General features: G+C 70.3%; 18 protein-coding genes. 9 read left to right on the top strand and 9 right to left on the bottom strand.

All coding sequences use genetic code 11. From position 1 onward, the window contains the following. Window positions 1-65 precede the first annotated feature (65 nt). Both A9A59_RS05820 and A9A59_RS05815 read left to right on the top strand, forming a co-directional pair. Window positions 66-794 carry a sulfite exporter TauE/SafE family protein gene (locus A9A59_RS05820; protein ID WP_098503385.1) on the top strand — a complete coding sequence of 243 codons (729 nt, stop codon included), beginning with the start codon at window positions 66-68 and terminating at the stop codon, window positions 792-794. A 75-nt stretch (window positions 795-869) separates the two neighbouring features. Continuing rightward, window positions 870-2,069, top strand: coding sequence for a CaiB/BaiF CoA transferase family protein (locus A9A59_RS05815; protein ID WP_098503384.1), 1,200 nt, complete (start codon window positions 870-872; stop codon window positions 2,067-2,069). Window positions 2,070-2,075: 6 nt separating this feature from the next. On the opposite strand, the gene A9A59_RS05810 is transcribed toward A9A59_RS05815, so the two are convergent. Further along, the gene (locus tag A9A59_RS05810; RefSeq protein ID WP_098503383.1) at window positions 2,076-3,296 is read right to left on the bottom strand and encodes an MFS transporter; all 1,221 of its coding nucleotides are present in this window, start codon (window positions 3,294-3,296) and stop codon (window positions 2,076-2,078) included. Window positions 3,297-3,371: 75 nt separating this feature from the next. Here A9A59_RS05810 and A9A59_RS05805 point away from each other — a divergent pair, with 75 nt between their 5' ends. From A9A59_RS05805 to secF, 4 genes are read left to right on the top strand one after another with little or no spacing between them, the layout of a single operon-like run. Further along, complete coding sequence (locus A9A59_RS05805; RefSeq protein WP_098503382.1) at window positions 3,372-4,253, top strand: HD domain-containing protein; 882 nt, start codon at window positions 3,372-3,374, stop codon at window positions 4,251-4,253. Between the two features lie 36 nt (window positions 4,254-4,289). After that, on the top strand, window positions 4,290-4,637 hold the full coding sequence (gene yajC / locus A9A59_RS05800; protein ID WP_098503381.1) for a preprotein translocase subunit YajC: 348 nt from the start codon (window positions 4,290-4,292) through the stop codon (window positions 4,635-4,637). After that, the gene (gene secD, locus A9A59_RS05795; protein WP_098503380.1) at window positions 4,630-6,030 is read left to right on the top strand and encodes a protein translocase subunit SecD; all 1,401 of its coding nucleotides are present in this window, start codon (window positions 4,630-4,632) and stop codon (window positions 6,028-6,030) included. The genes yajC and secD overlap by 8 nt, the downstream gene beginning before the upstream one ends. A 4-nt stretch (window positions 6,031-6,034) precedes the next feature. After that, complete coding sequence (gene secF, locus A9A59_RS05790; RefSeq protein WP_165772536.1) at window positions 6,035-7,006, top strand: protein translocase subunit SecF; 972 nt, start codon at window positions 6,035-6,037, stop codon at window positions 7,004-7,006. 45 nt (window positions 7,007-7,051) lie between these two features. On the opposite strand, the gene hemW is transcribed toward secF, so the two are convergent. From hemW to A9A59_RS05750, 8 genes are read right to left on the bottom strand one after another with little or no spacing between them, the layout of a single operon-like run. Beyond that, window positions 7,052-8,245 carry a radical SAM family heme chaperone HemW gene (gene hemW, locus A9A59_RS05785; RefSeq protein WP_098503378.1) on the bottom strand — a complete coding sequence of 398 codons (1,194 nt, stop codon included), beginning with the start codon at window positions 8,243-8,245 and terminating at the stop codon, window positions 7,052-7,054. Further along, complete coding sequence (locus A9A59_RS05780; RefSeq protein WP_098503377.1) at window positions 8,242-8,940, bottom strand: glycerophosphodiester phosphodiesterase; 699 nt, start codon at window positions 8,938-8,940, stop codon at window positions 8,242-8,244. The genes hemW and A9A59_RS05780 overlap by 4 nt, the downstream gene beginning before the upstream one ends. Next, window positions 8,937-9,713: a Crp/Fnr family transcriptional regulator gene (locus A9A59_RS05775; protein WP_098503376.1), complete on the bottom strand. Its 777-nt coding sequence runs from the start codon at window positions 9,711-9,713 to the stop codon at window positions 8,937-8,939. The genes A9A59_RS05780 and A9A59_RS05775 overlap by 4 nt, the downstream gene beginning before the upstream one ends. Beyond that, the gene (locus A9A59_RS05770) at window positions 9,710-10,546 is read right to left on the bottom strand and encodes a SirB1 family protein (protein WP_098503375.1); all 837 of its coding nucleotides are present in this window, start codon (window positions 10,544-10,546) and stop codon (window positions 9,710-9,712) included. Before A9A59_RS05770 ends, A9A59_RS05775 begins: the two co-directional genes overlap by 4 nt. Before the next feature lie 53 nt (window positions 10,547-10,599). Then, window positions 10,600-11,352: an energy-coupling factor ABC transporter ATP-binding protein gene (locus tag A9A59_RS05765; RefSeq protein ID WP_098503374.1), complete on the bottom strand. Its 753-nt coding sequence runs from the start codon at window positions 11,350-11,352 to the stop codon at window positions 10,600-10,602. Next, entirely contained in the window at window positions 11,349-12,254 is a 906-nt protein-coding gene (cbiQ, locus tag A9A59_RS05760; protein ID WP_098503373.1) for a cobalt ECF transporter T component CbiQ, read from the bottom strand. Before cbiQ ends, A9A59_RS05765 begins: the two co-directional genes overlap by 4 nt. Further along, a complete protein-coding gene (locus tag A9A59_RS05755) occupies window positions 12,140-12,478 on the bottom strand; it encodes a PDGLE domain-containing protein (protein WP_098503372.1) in 339 nt (112 codons plus the stop codon). The genes cbiQ and A9A59_RS05755 overlap by 115 nt, the downstream gene beginning before the upstream one ends. A gap of 15 nt (window positions 12,479-12,493) precedes the next feature. After that, complete coding sequence (locus A9A59_RS05750) at window positions 12,494-13,156, bottom strand: energy-coupling factor ABC transporter permease (RefSeq protein WP_098503371.1); 663 nt, start codon at window positions 13,154-13,156, stop codon at window positions 12,494-12,496. 126 nt (window positions 13,157-13,282) lie between these two features. On the opposite strand from A9A59_RS05750, the gene A9A59_RS05745 reads away from it, so the two are divergent. Genes A9A59_RS05745 through A9A59_RS05735 form a run of 3 tightly spaced genes read left to right on the top strand, consistent with a single transcriptional unit; the run spans window position 13,283 to window position 15,740 of the window. After that, a complete protein-coding gene (locus A9A59_RS05745) occupies window positions 13,283-14,146 on the top strand; it encodes an MBL fold metallo-hydrolase (RefSeq protein ID WP_098503370.1) in 864 nt (287 codons plus the stop codon). After that, window positions 14,143-15,204, top strand: a complete 1,062-nt coding sequence (locus A9A59_RS05740; protein ID WP_098503369.1) for a hypothetical protein — start codon at window positions 14,143-14,145, stop codon at window positions 15,202-15,204. Before A9A59_RS05745 ends, A9A59_RS05740 begins: the two co-directional genes overlap by 4 nt. Continuing rightward, window positions 15,198-15,740: a hypothetical protein gene (locus A9A59_RS05735; protein WP_098503368.1), complete on the top strand. Its 543-nt coding sequence runs from the start codon at window positions 15,198-15,200 to the stop codon at window positions 15,738-15,740. Before A9A59_RS05740 ends, A9A59_RS05735 begins: the two co-directional genes overlap by 7 nt. Window positions 15,741-15,744 lie beyond the last annotated feature (4 nt).

Genomic DNA, 15,744 nt, shown 5'->3' with positions numbered 1-15,744 from the left:
TGTGTAGGGTAGCGCGGCGGCGGGGTGTGCGTTGGTCGGAGCGCGGGGGCGTGCGATAAGGAGGCGTGGACTGGCAGACGGGCCTGGCGGTGACGGGGCTTGCGGCGGCGGCCTCGCTGATCCAGGCGCTTTCGGGCTTCGGGTTCTCGCTGTTCATCGTGCCGTTCCTGGCGATGGTGATTGGGCCGAAGGAGACGGTGGCGCTGGCGAACCTGCTCGGGACGGCGGTGAACCTGACGCAGCTGCGGGCGGTGGGGCGGGCAGCGGAGCGGCGGACGACCGCGGGGATGGTGGCTGGGTGTTACCTGGGGATGCCGTTCGGGCTGGCGGTGCTGCTGTTCCTGGAGCCGCGGGCGCTGCAGGCCGGCATGGCGATCTGTGTGCTGGTGTTCACGGCGGTGCTGGCACGCGGCTGGCAGCTGCGCGGTACGGGGCCCGGGTGGGACCTGGGGACGGGGTTCGTGAGCGGGCTGCTGAATACGTCAACGAGCATGTCGGGGCCGCCGGTCGTGCTGTATCTGCAGGGGCGGCGGCTGGCGCCGCTGGCGTTCCGGGGGACGACGACGGTGTACTTTCTGGCGACGTCGGGCGGGGCAGCGGCGATGCTGGCGGCTTCGGGGACGCTGACCTGGCACACCGCCGGGCTGGCGCTGCTGGCGTTTCCGGCGAGCCAGGCGGGGCGGCTGGCGGGCAACCGGCTGTTCCACCGGCTGGACGAGCGGCGCTTCCGGCTGCTGGTGTTCGTGATTCTTGCGGCAAGCGCGTGCTCGGCGCTGGCGAACGCGGTGCGGTAGGGCCGGGTCGCGGCTGGCGGAGGCGCCGGTAGAATCCGTGGGCGACGCTTTTCGGTTCGGAACGGAGGGAAGGAGATGGCTGGACCGCTGGAAGGCATCCGGGTGGTCGAGATGGGCGTCTGGGTCGCGGGGCCCTCGTGCGCCGCGATCCTGGCCGACTGGGGCGCGGAGGTCGTAAAGCTGGAGCCGCCAGAGGGGGACCCGTTCCGGGGGCTGGGCGCGGCGTTCGGCATGGCGATGAACCCGCCGTTCGAGCTGGACAACCGCGGCAAGCGGAGCGTGGCGGTGAACCTGGAGACGCCGGAGGGCCGGGCGATCGCCGGGGCGCTGATTGACCGGGCGGATGTGTTCGTGACGAATATGCGGCCGCGGGCCCTGGAGCGGCTGGGGATGACCTACGAGGAGCTTTCGGCGCGGAACCCGGGACTGATCTACTGCCAGGTGACGGGGTACGGGCCGGATTCGCCGGAGGCGAACCGGGCGGCGTACGACGTTGGGGCGTTCTGGTCGCGGGCAGGGGTTGTTGCAGGACTGACGCCGGAAGGGGCGGAGCCGCCGCTGCAGCGGGGCGGCATGGGCGACCACATGACCGGTTCGAGCGCGGCCGGGGCGGTGGCTGCGGCGCTGTTCGCGCGGACGCGGACCGGGCGGGGGCAGCGGGTGGCGGTCTCGCTGGCGCGGATCGGCGTGTACATGATGGGGTGGGACACGAACACGCAGCTCCGGCTGCAGCCGCCGCCGACGCCGCCGCACGACCGGCGGCATGCGCCGAACCCGCTGATCAACCCGTACCGTGATGCGGAGGGACGGTGGTTTTACCTTTTGCTCCTGCAGGGCGACCGGCACTGGCCGGACCTGCTGCGGGCGCTGGGGAATCCGCCGGAGCTGGCCGAGGACCCGCGCTTCGCGGATATCCCGGGGCGGCGGGACAACGCCCCGGCGCTGGTGGCGGCCCTCGACCGGATCTTCGCGACGAAGCCGCTGGCGGAGTGGGGGCCGATTTTCGATGCGCACGACGTGTGGTGGGCGCCGATCCTGAACGTGGCCGAGGTGGTGAAGGACCCGGTGGTGCGGGCCGCGGGGGCGTTTGTGGAGCTGGAGTCGCCGGACGGGGTGGTGGAGCAGGTGAACACGCCGGCCGACTTCTACGGGACGCCGGCGCGGCCGCACGGGTGGGCGCCGGAGCTGGGGCAGCACACGGAGGAGGTGCTGCTGGAGCTGGGGTACGACTGGGAGCAGATTGCGGCGCTGAAGGACGCGGGCGCGATTCTCTGAGCCGGGTCAGGCGCCGGGGGCCGGCCCGGCAGCCGGGCGGTGACGGCGGAGCGGTTCGGGGACGAGGAAGGTGAGGACGGCTGCGCCGGCCAGCCCGATGCCGCCTGTGGCGACGGCAGCGGCGCCGAGGGAGCTGACGCCGATGATGGCGCTGACGAGGAGGGGACCGCCGGCGGTGCCGAGGTCGGTGACGAGGCGCCATGCGCCGAGGAACTCTCCGCGGCCGACGGCGGGGGAGAAGTCGGAGCCGAGGGTCATGTTGATGCCGCTGCCGAGGCCGTTCCCGAAGGAGATCAGAAGGCTGGCGAGCAGGAGGGCGAGGTAGGAATCGCTGAGGGGGACGAAGAGCATGCCGGCGCTCATGAAGAGGAGGCAGGGGACGCCGGCGAACTTCCGGCCCCAGCGGTCCATGACGATGCCGACAGGGTAGAAGAGGGTCATATCGAGGGCGGAGGAGAGGCCGAAGATGATGGAGACCTGGGCGGCATCGAGGCCGATGCGGTCGCCCCAGAGGGGGATGACGGCCTGGCGGCTGGAGCGGAGGACCTGGATGGCAAGGGAAGCGAGCCCGGCTGTGGCGAAGACGGCGGCGTGTTCGCGGAGAACGCCAAGTACGGGGTGGCCGCCGGCGGCGGCGCCGTGGTCGGGGGGTGTTTCGCGGACGACGGCGAAGATCGTGATGGCGGCGGCGAGGGCGAGCAGGGCCTGGAGGTAGAAGGCGGCATCGGTGCCGATGAGCGTCGCGCCGGCAGCGCCGATGAAGGGGCCGGCGAAGTTGCCGATGCGGTTGGAGCCGCCGATGAGGGAGAGGACGCGGCCGCGCTGGTCGAGCGGGGAGACGTCGGTGGCGTAGGAGAGGCGGGCGAGCATCCAGACGGCCCAGGTGCAGCCCATGAGGAAGGCGAGCGGTGCGAGGAGGAGCGTGGCCGGGGCGAGGGCGAAGCCGACGGCGATGAAGAAGAGGACGGCGGTGGCGGCGAGCATGGCCCAGCGTTCGCCGAGGCGGGAGACCATGATGCCGGCGGGGATATCGAAGGCCATGGTGCCGATGCCGCGGAGGGCAACGAGGAAGCCGGCGAAGGCGGGGGAGGCGCCGATCTCGATGGCGTAGAGGGGCATGACGGGGATGACCGCGCCCTGCCCGACCGCAAAGAGGAAGGTGGGGAGGTAGACCGGGACGGTAAGGGAGCGGATGCGGAAGGACGCCGGGCTGACGTTTCCGTTCACGTGAGCATCGTAGGGGCGGTGCTGTTCGCGGGCGAGCCGACTGCACGGCGAAGCGGCAGGGCGTACCCTGCAGTTATGGGCCAGGCAACGCTGCTGGATGTGCTGGCCGACGGCCGGGCCGGGGAACGGCTGCGGGCGTTCGACGCGGCCGGCGGGCTTACGGCGCTGATCCCCGAGCTGGAGGCGGGGCGCGGATTTGCGCAGCCGGAGCTGCACGCCTACGACGTGCTCGGGCACAGTCTCGCGGCGGTGGAGGCGGTGGACGCGGTCTTTGGCGACGGAGTCCCCGGGCGGGAGTTCCGGGAGGCGATCGGGTGGGTGGATTTCGACCGGTGGCTGGAGCGGGAGGTTGGCGGGGTGCCGCTCCCGGCGCTGGTTCGGCTGGGGGCGCTGCTGCACGACGTGGCGAAGCCGGCGACAGCGACGTTCGAGGACGGGCGGCTGCGGTTTCCGCGGCACGGGCCGGCAGGTGCGGATATGATGGCGCCGCGGCTGGCGGCCCTCGGGCTCGAGGCCGAGGCGGCTGCGCTGGTGGGGCGGCTCATCCGCTACCACCTGCGGCCGGCAGAGCTGGTCCGGAACTGGCCGGCGACTGACCGGGCGGTGCGGCGGTTCGTTCGCGACCTCGACGGCGAGGTGCTGGCGCTTATGGTGGTGAACCTGGCCGACGGATGGGCGACGCAGGGGCCGCGGTACACGCGGGAGCACTTCCGGCGGCACTGTGGGTTCGTGAACTATGTGCTGGCGCGGGCGTGGGGCGCGACCGAAGGCGACGGGCCGGAGCCGCTGGTGACCGGTGATGACCTCATCGCGGAGCTGGGGCTTTCCGGTGGACGCTTGCTGGGGGCTGTCCTAACATCGGTTCGCCACGCCCAGCTCGAGGGGCAGATTCGGACGAGGGATGAGGCCCTCGCACTGGCACGCGACGTGCTGACGCGCCCCGGGTTCGCGGAGTAGACCGGCCGGGTAAAGGGCCGGCGAGGAGATTCCAGCATGGCCGCAATGTGGAGCGTGATTTTCTATACGGGGCTGGCGGTTGCCGCCTTTTACTTCATCCTGCTGCAGCCGGTGCTGAAGGAGAAGAAGGAGCAGCGGAAGGCGGTCCAGCAGCTGAAGATCGGCGACGAGGTGATTACGACGGGCGGGCTGATCGGCGAGGTGAAGGATGTGGTGGTGCCTGCGGAGGGCCCGACGCAGATCATCCTCGAGATTGCGCCGGGGGTGCGGGTCCGGGCGGTGACCGATGCGATCGCGCGGCGGCTGAGCACGCTGGAGCCGGCGGGAGGCGCCGCGCAGGCGACGGAGGGGACGACGGGCGAGGTGACACGCTCGGGTGCGTAGTACCACGACGGTCCTGCTGTTTCTGTTCGTTGTCGCGCTGACGACCTTCAGCATCATCGTCGTCTGGCCGAGCACGCCCGAGCGGTACCTGCCGGGCGACTTCTGGCCCTCGGGGCGCGGGATCAAGATTGGCGACTTCGAGCGGGAGACGATGCGGCTCGGGCTCGACCTGCGGGGCGGGGTGCGGCTGGTACTCGAGGCCGACCCGCCGCCGGACTACCAGGGCGACCTCGACCAGGCGCTGGAGAGCGCGAAGCAGGTGGTGGAGCGGCGCGTGAATGCGTTCGGCGTGAGCGAGGCGGAGATTGCGCGCGCGAGCGGGAACCGGCTGAGCGTGCAGGTCCCGGGGATTTCGCTGACGGAGGCGCAGAACCTCATCGGGAAGACGGCGTCGCTGGAGTTCATGGTGTACGACGACCAGTACAACCTCGTCCCGGCGACCGGGGTGGTGAACGGGCAGACGCTGCAGATGACGGGCGCCTACCTGAAGAACAACACGTACCCGTCGCGGCTGGGGACGACGTTTGCGGTGAACTTCGAGACGACGGGCGTCGGCGCCGAGCTGATGGAGCAGATAACGACCCGGGCGCTGCAGTATCCGCCGGGAGACCCGCGGCGGCTGCTGGTGGTGATGCTCGACGGCGAGGTGCTGAGCGAGGCGGAGGTGCAGGCCGTCATCCGGGACCGGGGGCAGATTACAGGGCAGCCGACGTTCAGCGAGGCGAATACGCTCTCGAAGCAGCTGAACGCCGGCGCGCTGCCGATTCCGCTGCGGACGGTGCAGGCGAGCGAGGTGAGCGCGACGCTCGGCGAGGACTCGGTGCTCGCCTCGGTAAAGGCCGGCCTCGTCGGCCTGGCGTCGGTGATGCTGTTCATGGTGCTGTACTACCGGCTCCCGGGCCTGCTGGCTTCGGCGGCGCTGGTGGTATACACGTCGGTGACGCTAATGATTTTCAAGCTGGTGCCGGTGACGCTGACGCTCTCGGGCATTGCGGCGTTCGTGCTCTCGGTGGGTATGGCGGTCGACGCGAACATCCTGATTTTCGAGCGGCTGAAAGAGGAGCTGCGGCGCGGGCGGACGCTGAACGCGGCGATCGACATCGGGTTCCGGCGAGCGTGGTCGTCGATTCGCGACTCGAACGTCTCGACGCTAATTACGTGCGTCATCCTGTACTGGTTCGGAGACCAGTTCGGGGCGGCGCTGGTGAAAGGTTTCGCGCTGACGCTGGCGATCGGTGTGCTGGTGAGCATGTTCTCGGCGATCACCGTGACGCGGACCTTCCTGAAGATGCTGCTGGGGACGCCGCTGGCGAAGAGCGGGTTCCTGTTCAATGCGTCGGAAGTGCCGGCGCAAGAGCGGCGCCGGCGGCTGGCCGAGGCCGCGGGGGAGTAGGCGAATGCTGGACTTTGCAGGCAAGCGCTGGTGGTACCTCGGGTTTTCGGGCGTGTTTTTCCTGGCGGCACTGGCTGCGCTGGCGATCTTTGGGCTCAAGCCGGGCATCGAGTTCACGTCGGGGTCGACGTTTACGATTGAGTTCAAGGAGCGGACGGTTACGCAGGCGGAGCTGCGGCAGGCGATGCGCGACCTGGGCCATCCGGAGGCGCGGGTACAGCAATCGGGCACCAACACGTTCATCGTGCGGACGAACGAACTGGAGAACGCGCCAAGCCTGACGGGCGGAGCCGGGCCGGTTCCGCCGGGGGAGATCGACGACATCGAGCGGGCGCTGCAGGAGCGGTTCGGGGCGCTGGAGCGGAAGGACTTTGCGACGGTGTCAGGGTCGGTATCTGCGGAGATTGCGCGGTATGCGACGCTGGCGGTGATTGCGGCGGCGGTCGCGATCCTGGTCTACATCTGGCTGGCGTTCCGGCAGCTGCCGAAGGCGTGGCGGTACGGTGCGTGCGCGGTGATCGCGCTGGTGCACGATGCGGTGATTGTGATGGGGCTGTTCGCGGTGCTCGGGGAGTTCAGGGGCGTGGAGGTGGATACGGCGTTTATCACGGCAATCCTGACGGTCATCGGCTTCTCGGTGCACGACACGATTGTGGTGTTCGACCGGGTGCGCGAGGTGGTCTCGCAGGACCCCTATGTGCCGTTCGAGGAGGCGGTGAACGCGAGCCTGACCGAGACGCTGGCGCGGTCGATCAATACGTCGGTGACGGTGCTGCTGACGATCGTGGCGATGCTGCTGATCGGCGGCGAAACGATCCGGAACTTCCTGCTGGTGCTGCTGGTGGGCATCGTGGCGGGGACGTATTCGAGCATCGGGGTGGCCTCGCAGGTGCTGGTGGCGTGGGAGAACGGCGACCTGGCGAAGCTGTGGCGGAAGGTGCGGGGGCAGCAGAAGCTGGCGGCCGAGGCGGCCTGAGCGGTTCCGGAGGCATCTCCCCTTCTTGCCGGGAGGTACGGGGATTTAGCGGGCCGCAGGGGCTGCGCGCGGGAGGGTGCGGTCGAGGTGGGCGAGGAGGCGGGCGGCGAGTTCGCCGTGGAGGAGGCGCCCGCGGCGTGTGAGGCGGACGCGGGGGGAACGTTCGAGCAGGCCGGCTGCTTCGGCGTCGGCGAGGACCGGGCCGGCGGCGGCCTCGAGGGAGAGCGACCAGCGGGCTTCGAACTCCCGGGGTGAGAACCCTTCGAGGAGGCGGAGGCGGAGGGCGAGCCAATCGGCGACGTGCGCGGGGTGGGGCGGCGTCGTGACGGCGGCGAGCGCCGGGCGCGGCCCGCGGGGGGCGTTGCAGGCGACGGCATCGATGTAGGCGCGGGGGTGGTCGATATTGGCGTAGCGCTCGCCGGCGAGGTAGCCGTGCGCGCCGGCGCCGAGGGCGAGGTAGTCGGCATCGGTCCAGTAGGCGCGGTTGTGGCGGGACTGGTGGCCCGGGCGGGCCCAGTTCGAGAGTTCGTACTGTTCGAACCCGGCGGTTTCGAGGAGGTCGGAGGCGGCCTCGTACATGTCGGCGGTAAGGTCAGGGTCGGCGGGGGTCACTTCGCCCCGCTCGACGCGGCGCGCCAGGGGGGTGCCGGGCTCGATAGTAAGCGCGTAGAGGGAGAGGTGGTCGGGCTGGAGGGCGAGGGCCGCCCGGACGGTGGCGAGCCAGCGTTCGAGCGGCTGGCCGGGAAGGCCGTACATGAGGTCGAGGCTGACAGAGGTGAAGCCGGCAGCGCGGGCTGCGGCGACGGTGGCGGCCGTGGCTTCGGGGGAGTGGATGCGGTCGAGGAAGGCGAGCTCGGCCGGGTCGAAGGACTGGGCGCCGATGGAGAGGCGGGTGACGCCGGCGGCGCGGAGGGCATTGAGGTGCGCCGGGCTGGAGGTGCCGGGGTTGACTTCGAGGGTGACTTCGGCACCGGGCGCGAAGGGCGCGGTGTTGCGGAGGGCATCGAGGACGGTGGCGATGTGGGCGGCGGGGAGTTCGCCGGGGGTGCCGCCGCCGAAGCCGACCGAAGCGATGGTGCGGCCTTCGAGGAGGGGGGCGTTGGCGCGGATTTCCGCGAGGAGTGCTTCGAGGTAGGCGGGCTTGAGGGCATCCATGCCGGCGTAGGCGTTGAAATCGCAGTAGCCGCATTTCACGGTGCAGAACGGGATGTGGACGTAGACGGCGATCGGGCGGCTCATGGGCTGGCGCGGAAGGCGTCGCGGAATTCGGCGACGCGGTGGGTGGTGATGCCGTCGACGCCCCAGTCGGCGAGTTCGCGGGCGCGGTCGAGGTCGTCGACGGTCCAGGCGACGACGGCGAGGCCGGCGGCGCGGAGCTGTTCGACGACAGGGCGGGCCAGGAGGGTGTGGCGGCAGGAGATGCCGCGGGGAAGGGGGTCGCGTTCGGCGACGGCGAGGAAGAGATCGAGCTTGGCGCGGACGTCGATGGAATAGAGAAGGGGGAGGCCGGGGATGGCCTGGTGGAGGGCGCGGAGGATATTCCACGATTGGGAGGAGGCGACGACAGGCGGGCGCGGCTCGGAAGCAGCGAGGAGGTCGCGCAGCGCTGGGGCTGCATCGCGGCCGCCGTCTTTGAGGTCGAGCAGGACGGCGGCGCCGGAAGCGGCGGCGAGGTCGAGGAGCTGTTCGAGGCCGAAGTGGGAGGAGGGAAGCCGCTTGAGGTACCAGGTTTCGACGAGGAAGGGGAGGAAGCGGATGCGGCGCTCGTGGCGGGCTTCGAAGCGGCCGCGGTGGAGCCAGAGGTCGACCTCGAGGAGGTCGGCGCCGGCGGCGAGGGCGGCGGCAGCAGCTGAGGGGCTGTTGCCGCCGCCGTGGGCGATGAGGAGGGGACGGGGGCCGTCCGGGGCGAGCGGGTCCGTGTGTGCCGGGCTCACCCTGCCATGGTACTGGCCGGTGTGTTCACAGGATGCCGGGGGGAGACGGGGACCTCGCCGGCGGCGATGTCATCGAGGAGGTCTTCGTCGAGGATGCGGTAGCCGTCGGGGATGGGTGCGATGGCGCCGAGGGTGGTGAAGCGGGAGAGGAGGGCGGTGACGGTCTCGCGGCTGGTGCCGATGGTTTGTGCGAGCTCCTGGTGAGTGAGGCCGAGGCGGATGATGCCATCTTCGGCGCGGGAGAGGAGGGTATCGGCGAGGCGGGCCGAGACGGGCTTGGAGACGATGTTCATGAAGGTGCGCTGCATGCCGGCGAGGCGGCGGGCCATGAGCTCCATCATCGCCATGCCGAGGCGGGGCGACTGCTGGAGGAGGTGGGAGAAGTCTTCCCATGAGATGGAGACGGCGATGGTTTCGTCGATGGCCTGGGCGGTGGCGGTGCGCTCGCCGTCTTCGACGATGGCCATATCGCCGACGACGTCACCCTTGCCGGCGACATCGAGGATGATCTCCTTGCCGTTATCGGCGACCTGGTAGATCTTGACGCGCCCTTTGAGGATGAGGTAAACGCGTTCGGCGGGGTCGCCGGTGGCGAAGATGACCTGGCGCGGCTTGAAGCGGCGTTCGGTGAGGTGGGGGACGAGCCGTTCGAGCTCTTCGTCGGTGAGGACGTTGAGCACGCGGGAGAGCTGGCGGAGGTACCAGGCGATGGAGCGCTGGAGAGCCTGGCGTCCGCGGGGCTGGCTGTGGCGAGCAGGCGTTTCGATGGTCATCGCGATTCCCCCATGTTGCGGTAGCGGATTCGGAGCTGGTCGAGGAGGCGGATGGCGCCCGGGCTGGCGCCGGTTTCGCTGGCGGTGACGTAGGTCTCGAGGTCGGGGAGCGCCTCCTCGAGGCGGCCGAGGCGGTAACGGAGCATGCCGCGCTCGCCGATAAGGCTGACGTTCCAGGGCGCGAGGCGGAGTTGGAGTTCGATCGTATCGTGCCAGCGCTGGATGTCGCGGCGGTTACGGAACGCGACGTGGAGGTTGTTGAGCATGCGCTGGAGCACCTGGCGGCGGGTGACGGCGGCGAGAAAGGTTTCGGGACGGGCGCCGCCGAGGTCGAGGCCGCGGAGCATGGCGAGGAGTTCTTGTTCGTCGAGGCGGACGCCCTGCTGGAAGGGGTCGAGGTAGGTGTACGCGCCGGGTTCACCGTAGCGGACGATGAAGTGACCGGGGAAGCCAACGCCATCGGCGGGGAGGCCGACGCGCTGGGCGATTTCGAGGTAGACGAGGGAGAGGGTGATGGGGATGCCGCGGCGGCGCTCGATGACGCGGTCAAGGTAGGAGTTTTCGGGATTGTCGTAGTCATCGAAGCTGCCGTGGAAGCCTTCGACGGTGAAGAGCTGGTGGTCGATGGCGTGGGCGAGAGCGTCGCGGGAGGGGGATTCGCCGGCTTCGGCGAGGACGTTCTCAGCGATGAGGTCGAGGGTGCGGGCGGCGCGGTGGGGGTCGACCTCATGGCCGCCGAGGCGGGCGATCACCATGGCAGCGGTGAACAGGTCCACCTCGTGGTCGGCGCCGCGGATGGCGGCTTCGAAGGCGGCGAAGTCGGCGGTGTTCACTCCATTTCAGTATACGTGCGGGCGGGTCATTCCCGTCACTGGAGCGCGGGGGTTCAGGGCATTTCGAGCCCGTGGGCTTCGAGGAGGGGGGCGTCGGTGAGGAGGCGGTCCGTTGGGCCGTCGGCGACGATGCGGCCCTCGTCGAGGATGACGGTGCGGGGGAAGACTTCGGCGACGAGGCGCATGTCGTGGGTGCTCACGAGGAGGGTCTGTTCGAGGCCGCGGAGCAGGGTGATGAGTTCGCGGCGGCCGCGGGGGTCGAGACCGGCGGAGGGCTCATCGAGGACGAGGAGCGAGGGGGACATGGAAAGAACGGTGGCGAGGGCGGCGCGCTTTCGCTGGCCGATGGAGAGGTGGAAGGGCTGGCGGCGTTCGAAGCCGGCGAGGCCGACGGCAACGAGGGCGCGTGCGACGCGGGCGTCGACCTCTTCTTTTGAGAGGCCCATGTGGATGGGGCCGAAGGCGACATCGTCGTAGACGGTCGGGCTGAAGAGCTGGTCGTCGGGGTCCTGGAAGACGAGGCCGACCATGGCGCGGATGCGGCCGAGGTGTTCGCGGCAGACGGGGAGGCCGTTGACGACGACGCGGCCTTCAGAGGGGAGGTGGATGCCGTTAAGGTGGAGCATGAGGGTGCTCTTGCCGGCGCCGTTGGGGCCGATGAGGGCGATTTTTTCGCCGGGGTCGATGCGGAGGTCGATGCCGTGGAGGGCCTGGTGGCCGTTGGGGTAGCGGAAGACGAGCCCTTCGACGAGGACGAGGGGCGCCGCGGCCGGCGACTGGGGCGAGGCAGGCGCTTCGAGCGTCATGCGCGCGGAACCCAGGTATGGGCGCTAAGTTCGAAGGCCACGAGAAGGGCGACGACGGCCGCGAGGAGGGCGAGCTGGGGCCTGGGGAAGGGGCGGTCGTGGAGGTGGCGGAGGTGGCCGGCGTAGCCGCGCGACTGCATGGCGACGTAGACGCGTTCGCTCCGTTCGTAGGCGCGGATGAAGAGGGCGCCGACCATGTTGCCGACGACGCGGGCCTGCCAGCGCCAGCCGGGTGCACTGGCGCCGGGCGGCACGGCGGCGCGGGAGGCGCGGGCGCGGAGCATGCGGGAGGCCTCTCCGGTAAGCACAGCGAGGTAACGGTACATGAGGGAGATGATGGCGACCATAAGGCGGGGAAGGCGGAGCCGCTCGAGACCTTCGAGGAGGTCGTGAAACTGGGTGGTGAAGACGAGGAGTGCGGCCGACTGCACGGAGACCCAGCTTTTGAGCAGGATGGTGGCGAAGGCGACGAGGCCTTCGCCGCTGATGGTGAGGCTGAAGAGGCCGAGGTCGATGGTACCGAGGGGGTTGCCGGGCCGGGTGAAGATTAGAGGCACTGCGGCGAAGGCGAAGGGGAGGGCGATGAAGGCGCCGCGGACCATGGGCCGGGGGCCGATGCGGGCGACGAGCGAGACGGCGCAGAGGAGGGCCCAGGCTGCAGCGAGCGCGAGGAAGGCGCCCTCGGGGAGGAGGCTCACCGAAAGGATGAAGGCGATGACGAGCAGGAACTTGAGCCGGGCGTCGGCGCGGTGGAGCGGGCTCTCGCGCGGGACGTAGCGGTCGAGGTTCAGGCGGAGCTCCCCCTGTTCTTCTTCGCAGCGCGGACTGCTGCGCCGAGACCGACGGTGACGACAAAGACGATGCCGACGCCGATGAGGCCGGCGAGGACGACGCTGGCCCACTCATTGTTGACGCCGGGGATGGAGTAGTCGGTAAGCCATTCGTAGGGCGGGTCTTTGGCCTTGTCGACGAACTCCTTGTCCTCGGCGACGCGGTCGAGGCCGTCGGGGTCGGAGGAGGCGGTAGGGGCGAGGAAGATGACCACGAGGGCGGCGATGACGAGGCCGGCGATGGCCCAGCCCCAGCGGCGGAGGAACGAACGTTCGAAGGGTGCTGCAGCGGTCATTGCGGGTGCTCCCTGTCAGGCGGGGGATGCTTCGCGGAGGGTGAGGAGGTCGGCGCGCGCGACCCGGATGAAGCCGAGGGCGCCGACGGTGATGATGGCCTCGCCGATGCCGATGAGGACGTGCCAGCCGACCATGGCGACGAGGGCGGCGCCGAGGGAGGTGGTGTCGGAGAGGGCGAGCTGGAAGGATGCGACGACGGCGGCGGTGACGACCGAGAGCCAGGCGGCGACGGCGGCAGCCGGGAGGCGGCCCTTCTCTTCTCCGCCGAGGGCGCCGGCGATGGCGCGGTAGACCCAGTAGCCGCCCATGGTGCCGATGATGCCCATGTTGAAGATGTTGGCGCCGAGGACGACGAGCCCGCCGTCCTGGAAAACGATTGCCTGGACGGCGATCACGCAGGCCATGACGACGGTGCCGGCGTAGGGGCCGAGGAGGATACCGGCGAGGACTCCGCCGAGGAGGTGGCCGGACGTGCCACCGGGAATCTGGAAGTTGAACATCTGCCCGGCGAAGATGAAGGCGGCCATGACGCCCATGAGCGGGATGGCGCGCTCGTCGAGGCGTTCGCCGGCGCGCTTGAGGGAGATGGCGAGCGCGGCGACGGTGATGGCCCAGAAGACGAGGCTGACCGGGACGGAGAAGAATCCGTCGGCGGCGTGGAGCAAAAAGAGCGGCATGGTCTCCCCCTGTTCCCTGCTTACTTCCCGTAGTTTAGCTGCAACGGTTTGCAGCTGCGAGGTGCTGGCAGACGTGGTGTGCAAAAGGGTGGCGGTTGCGCGGTCCGGGCGGGTATCGTTCGGAGCATGGAGCAGCCGGTCCGCTACCGCGTGGGCAATCTCGATATTGCCGTGATTTGCGACGGCTACATCAAGCTGGACGCAGGGGCGGTGATGGGGCTGGTGCCGCGGGTTATGTGGGAGCCGATCATCGGGCCGGAGAACATCGACCGGGAGCACCGGATGAAGCTCTCGCTGAACTGCATTGTGGTGCGGAGCGGGGACGAGGTGCTGCTGGTCGATACCGGGATGGGGGACAAGGTGCAGGGCACGCCCCGGGAGCGCGGGTTCCCGGGAGAGTACGGGCGGCTGCTCGAGGGGCTGCGGGCGCTCGGGCTGGGGCCGGAGGACATCACGGTGGTGGCGAACACGCACCTGCACGCCGACCACTGCGGGTGGAACACGCGGCGGGCCGAGGACGGGCGGCTGGTGCCGACATTTCGGCGGGCGCGGTACATCATCCAGGCGGGGGAGTTCGAGGCGGCGATGCACCCGAACGAGCGGACGCGCGGGACGTACTTCGAGGAGAACTTCGCGCCGCTGGCGGAGTCGGGGCAGCTGGAGCTGGTGGAGGGGGAAACGGAGCTCATCCCGGGGGTGACGTACTGGCCGACGCCGGGCCACACGGCGGACCACGCGTCAATTGTCCTCAGCTCGGCGGGGGAGACGGCGATCTACACCGGAGACCTGGTGCACCACGCGGTGCAGATCGAGCGGCCGGCGTGGATCGCGGCATTCGACATCCTGCCGCTGATGTCGCTCGAATCGAAGAAGAAGCTGGCCGAACGGGCGCTGCGGGAGAACGCGCTGCTCATCTGCGTGCACAACCCCTTCCCCGGGACGGGGCGGCTGATTGAGCGGGACGGCCGTCGGACGTTCGTGCCGGCATGAGCGGCGGAGTGATGCGGCTGGCGCTGCGGGAGACGCACGTTGCCTTCGGGGCGAGGCTGGGGGTGCGGCGGGGCTGGGAGGTGCCGCTGGCGTACGGCGACCCGGAGGGAGAGTACCGGGCGCTGCGGGAGTCGGCGGCGGCGTTCGACCGGAGCGCGCGGAGCCGCTTCCTCGTATCGGGCCCGGATGCGCTGGATGTGCTGAAGGGGGCGCTCGCCGGGCCGGTGGAGGAGCTGGAAGAGGGGCGGGCAGGGCGGTTCGCCGTGCTCGACGGCGAGGGGAACATCGCGGACCTCGTGCTGGCGGCGCGGACGGGCGGCGCGGCGTATCTCGTGAGCGGCGAGCCGGAACGGCGGGGCGTCCTCGGCGAGAAGCTGCGGGGGGCGATCGGCGACGGCTTTGAGGTGCGGGTGGACGACCGGACGGAGACGACCTGCACGATCGGGGTGGCCGGGCCGGCGGCGGGGCAGTGCATGGCCCGGTTCGTGGCGGAGGCGCTGCCGGGGCGGCTCGGCCCGCTGCACTGCGCGGCATTCGAGTTCCACGGCTTCCGGGCGCTGGCGGTGCGGACGAGCGATACGGGGGAGGGCGGCTTCGAGCTGGTGGTGGCGCCGGCGGTGGGCAGCCACCTGCTGGGGACGCTGCGCTCGGCGGGGGTGGCGCTGGCGGGTGCGGAGGCGCTGGAGGTCGCGCGGGTGGAGGCATGCATCCCTGCCTGGACGCCGGACCTTGAGCCGGGGCTTTCGCCGGCGGAGGCGGACCTCGACGTGCTGCTCGGCATCCCTGGCGGGCGAGAGGGACGGATCCTCGCGGCGTTCCTGCTGGAAGGGCCGCCGGCGGTGCCCGGGACGGCGGTGACAGACGAAGCGGGGCGGAGGGTCGGCGAGGTGCGGTCGTGCCTCCAGGCGTGGGGATTGAAGGGGGCGGCGGGGCTGGCGATCATTGAGGCGGCGGCAGCCTACCCCGGGGCAGCGCTCGCAGCGGGCGGTGCGCGGCTGCTGGTGGCGGCGAAGCCGCTGTATCGACGACGAACGGAGGGGAGTGCGCAGCGATGGTGAACCTTGCGGCACTGGCCGCGTACGAACCCCGGTGGCCGGGGGTTGTCGAGCTGAACCTGCAGGACCAGTGGCGGGCGCGGTGGGTTAATGAGCAGGTGCTGCCGCCGAATGCACCGGTGAACTACGCGTACGCGATGGTGGTGGCGGGAGAGAAGGGGTACGTGCTGCGGCGGCCGGGCGAGCCGGCCTGGGGGATTGTGGAGGGGCCGACCGGCGAGCGGCACGCCCAGCAGTTTGTGGAGGATGAAGTGCGGGGGCGGATGGGCATCGAGCCCGGGCTGGTGGAGCTCGTGGGATTTTTCGAATGCAAGGCGACGCGGCACAACCGGGAGTACCCGCAGGGAACGCTCACGGTCCGGCCGCTGTACCTGGTGGTGGCGAAGGAGGTTGGGGACACGCCGAGCGGTTGGGAGCGGCGCCGGCTGCCGATGAACGAGTTCATGGTCGCGCTGCGCTCGCGGTACCCGGAGCTGGACGAGTACCTTGGGAAGGCGGCGCTGCGGTACGCCGTGCTGCGCAAAGAGGGGAAGGCGTAGGGCG

The organism is Tepidiforma thermophila, from assembly GCF_002563855.1.
In the GTDB taxonomy this organism is placed as follows: domain Bacteria; phylum Chloroflexota; class Dehalococcoidia; order Tepidiformales; family Tepidiformaceae; genus Tepidiforma; species Tepidiforma thermophila.
The sequence above is the reverse complement of the archived record's forward strand: the minus strand, read 5'-3'. Positions and strand labels throughout refer to the sequence as shown.

Excerpts from the sequence above, each read along its gene's own strand:
- A9A59_RS05745 (WP_098503370.1), top strand. The coding sequence starts at position 13,283 with ATGGAGCAGCCGGTCCGCTACCGCGTGGGCAATCTCGATATTGCCGTG.
- yajC (WP_098503381.1), top strand. The coding sequence starts at position 4,290 with ATGGCCGCAATGTGGAGCGTGATTTTCTATACGGGGCTGGCGGTTGCC.
- A9A59_RS05805 (WP_098503382.1), top strand. The coding sequence starts at position 3,372 with ATGGGCCAGGCAACGCTGCTGGATGTGCTGGCCGACGGCCGGGCCGGG.
- A9A59_RS05815 (WP_098503384.1), top strand. The coding sequence starts at position 870 with ATGGCTGGACCGCTGGAAGGCATCCGGGTGGTCGAGATGGGCGTCTGG.
- A9A59_RS05775 (WP_098503376.1), bottom strand. The coding sequence starts at position 9,713 with ATGACCATCGAAACGCCTGCTCGCCACAGCCAGCCCCGCGGACGCCAG.
- A9A59_RS05735 (WP_098503368.1), top strand. The coding sequence starts at position 15,198 with ATGGTGAACCTTGCGGCACTGGCCGCGTACGAACCCCGGTGGCCGGGG.
- A9A59_RS05750 (WP_098503371.1), bottom strand. The coding sequence starts at position 13,156 with ATGCCGCTCTTTTTGCTCCACGCCGCCGACGGATTCTTCTCCGTCCCG.
- secF (WP_165772536.1), top strand. The coding sequence starts at position 6,035 with ATGCTGGACTTTGCAGGCAAGCGCTGGTGGTACCTCGGGTTTTCGGGC.
- A9A59_RS05755 (WP_098503372.1), bottom strand. The coding sequence starts at position 12,478 with ATGACCGCTGCAGCACCCTTCGAACGTTCGTTCCTCCGCCGCTGGGGC.
- hemW (WP_098503378.1), bottom strand. The coding sequence starts at position 8,245 with ATGAGCCGCCCGATCGCCGTCTACGTCCACATCCCGTTCTGCACCGTG.
- A9A59_RS05740 (WP_098503369.1), top strand. The coding sequence starts at position 14,143 with ATGAGCGGCGGAGTGATGCGGCTGGCGCTGCGGGAGACGCACGTTGCC.
- A9A59_RS05765 (WP_098503374.1), bottom strand. The coding sequence starts at position 11,352 with ATGACGCTCGAAGCGCCTGCCTCGCCCCAGTCGCCGGCCGCGGCGCCC.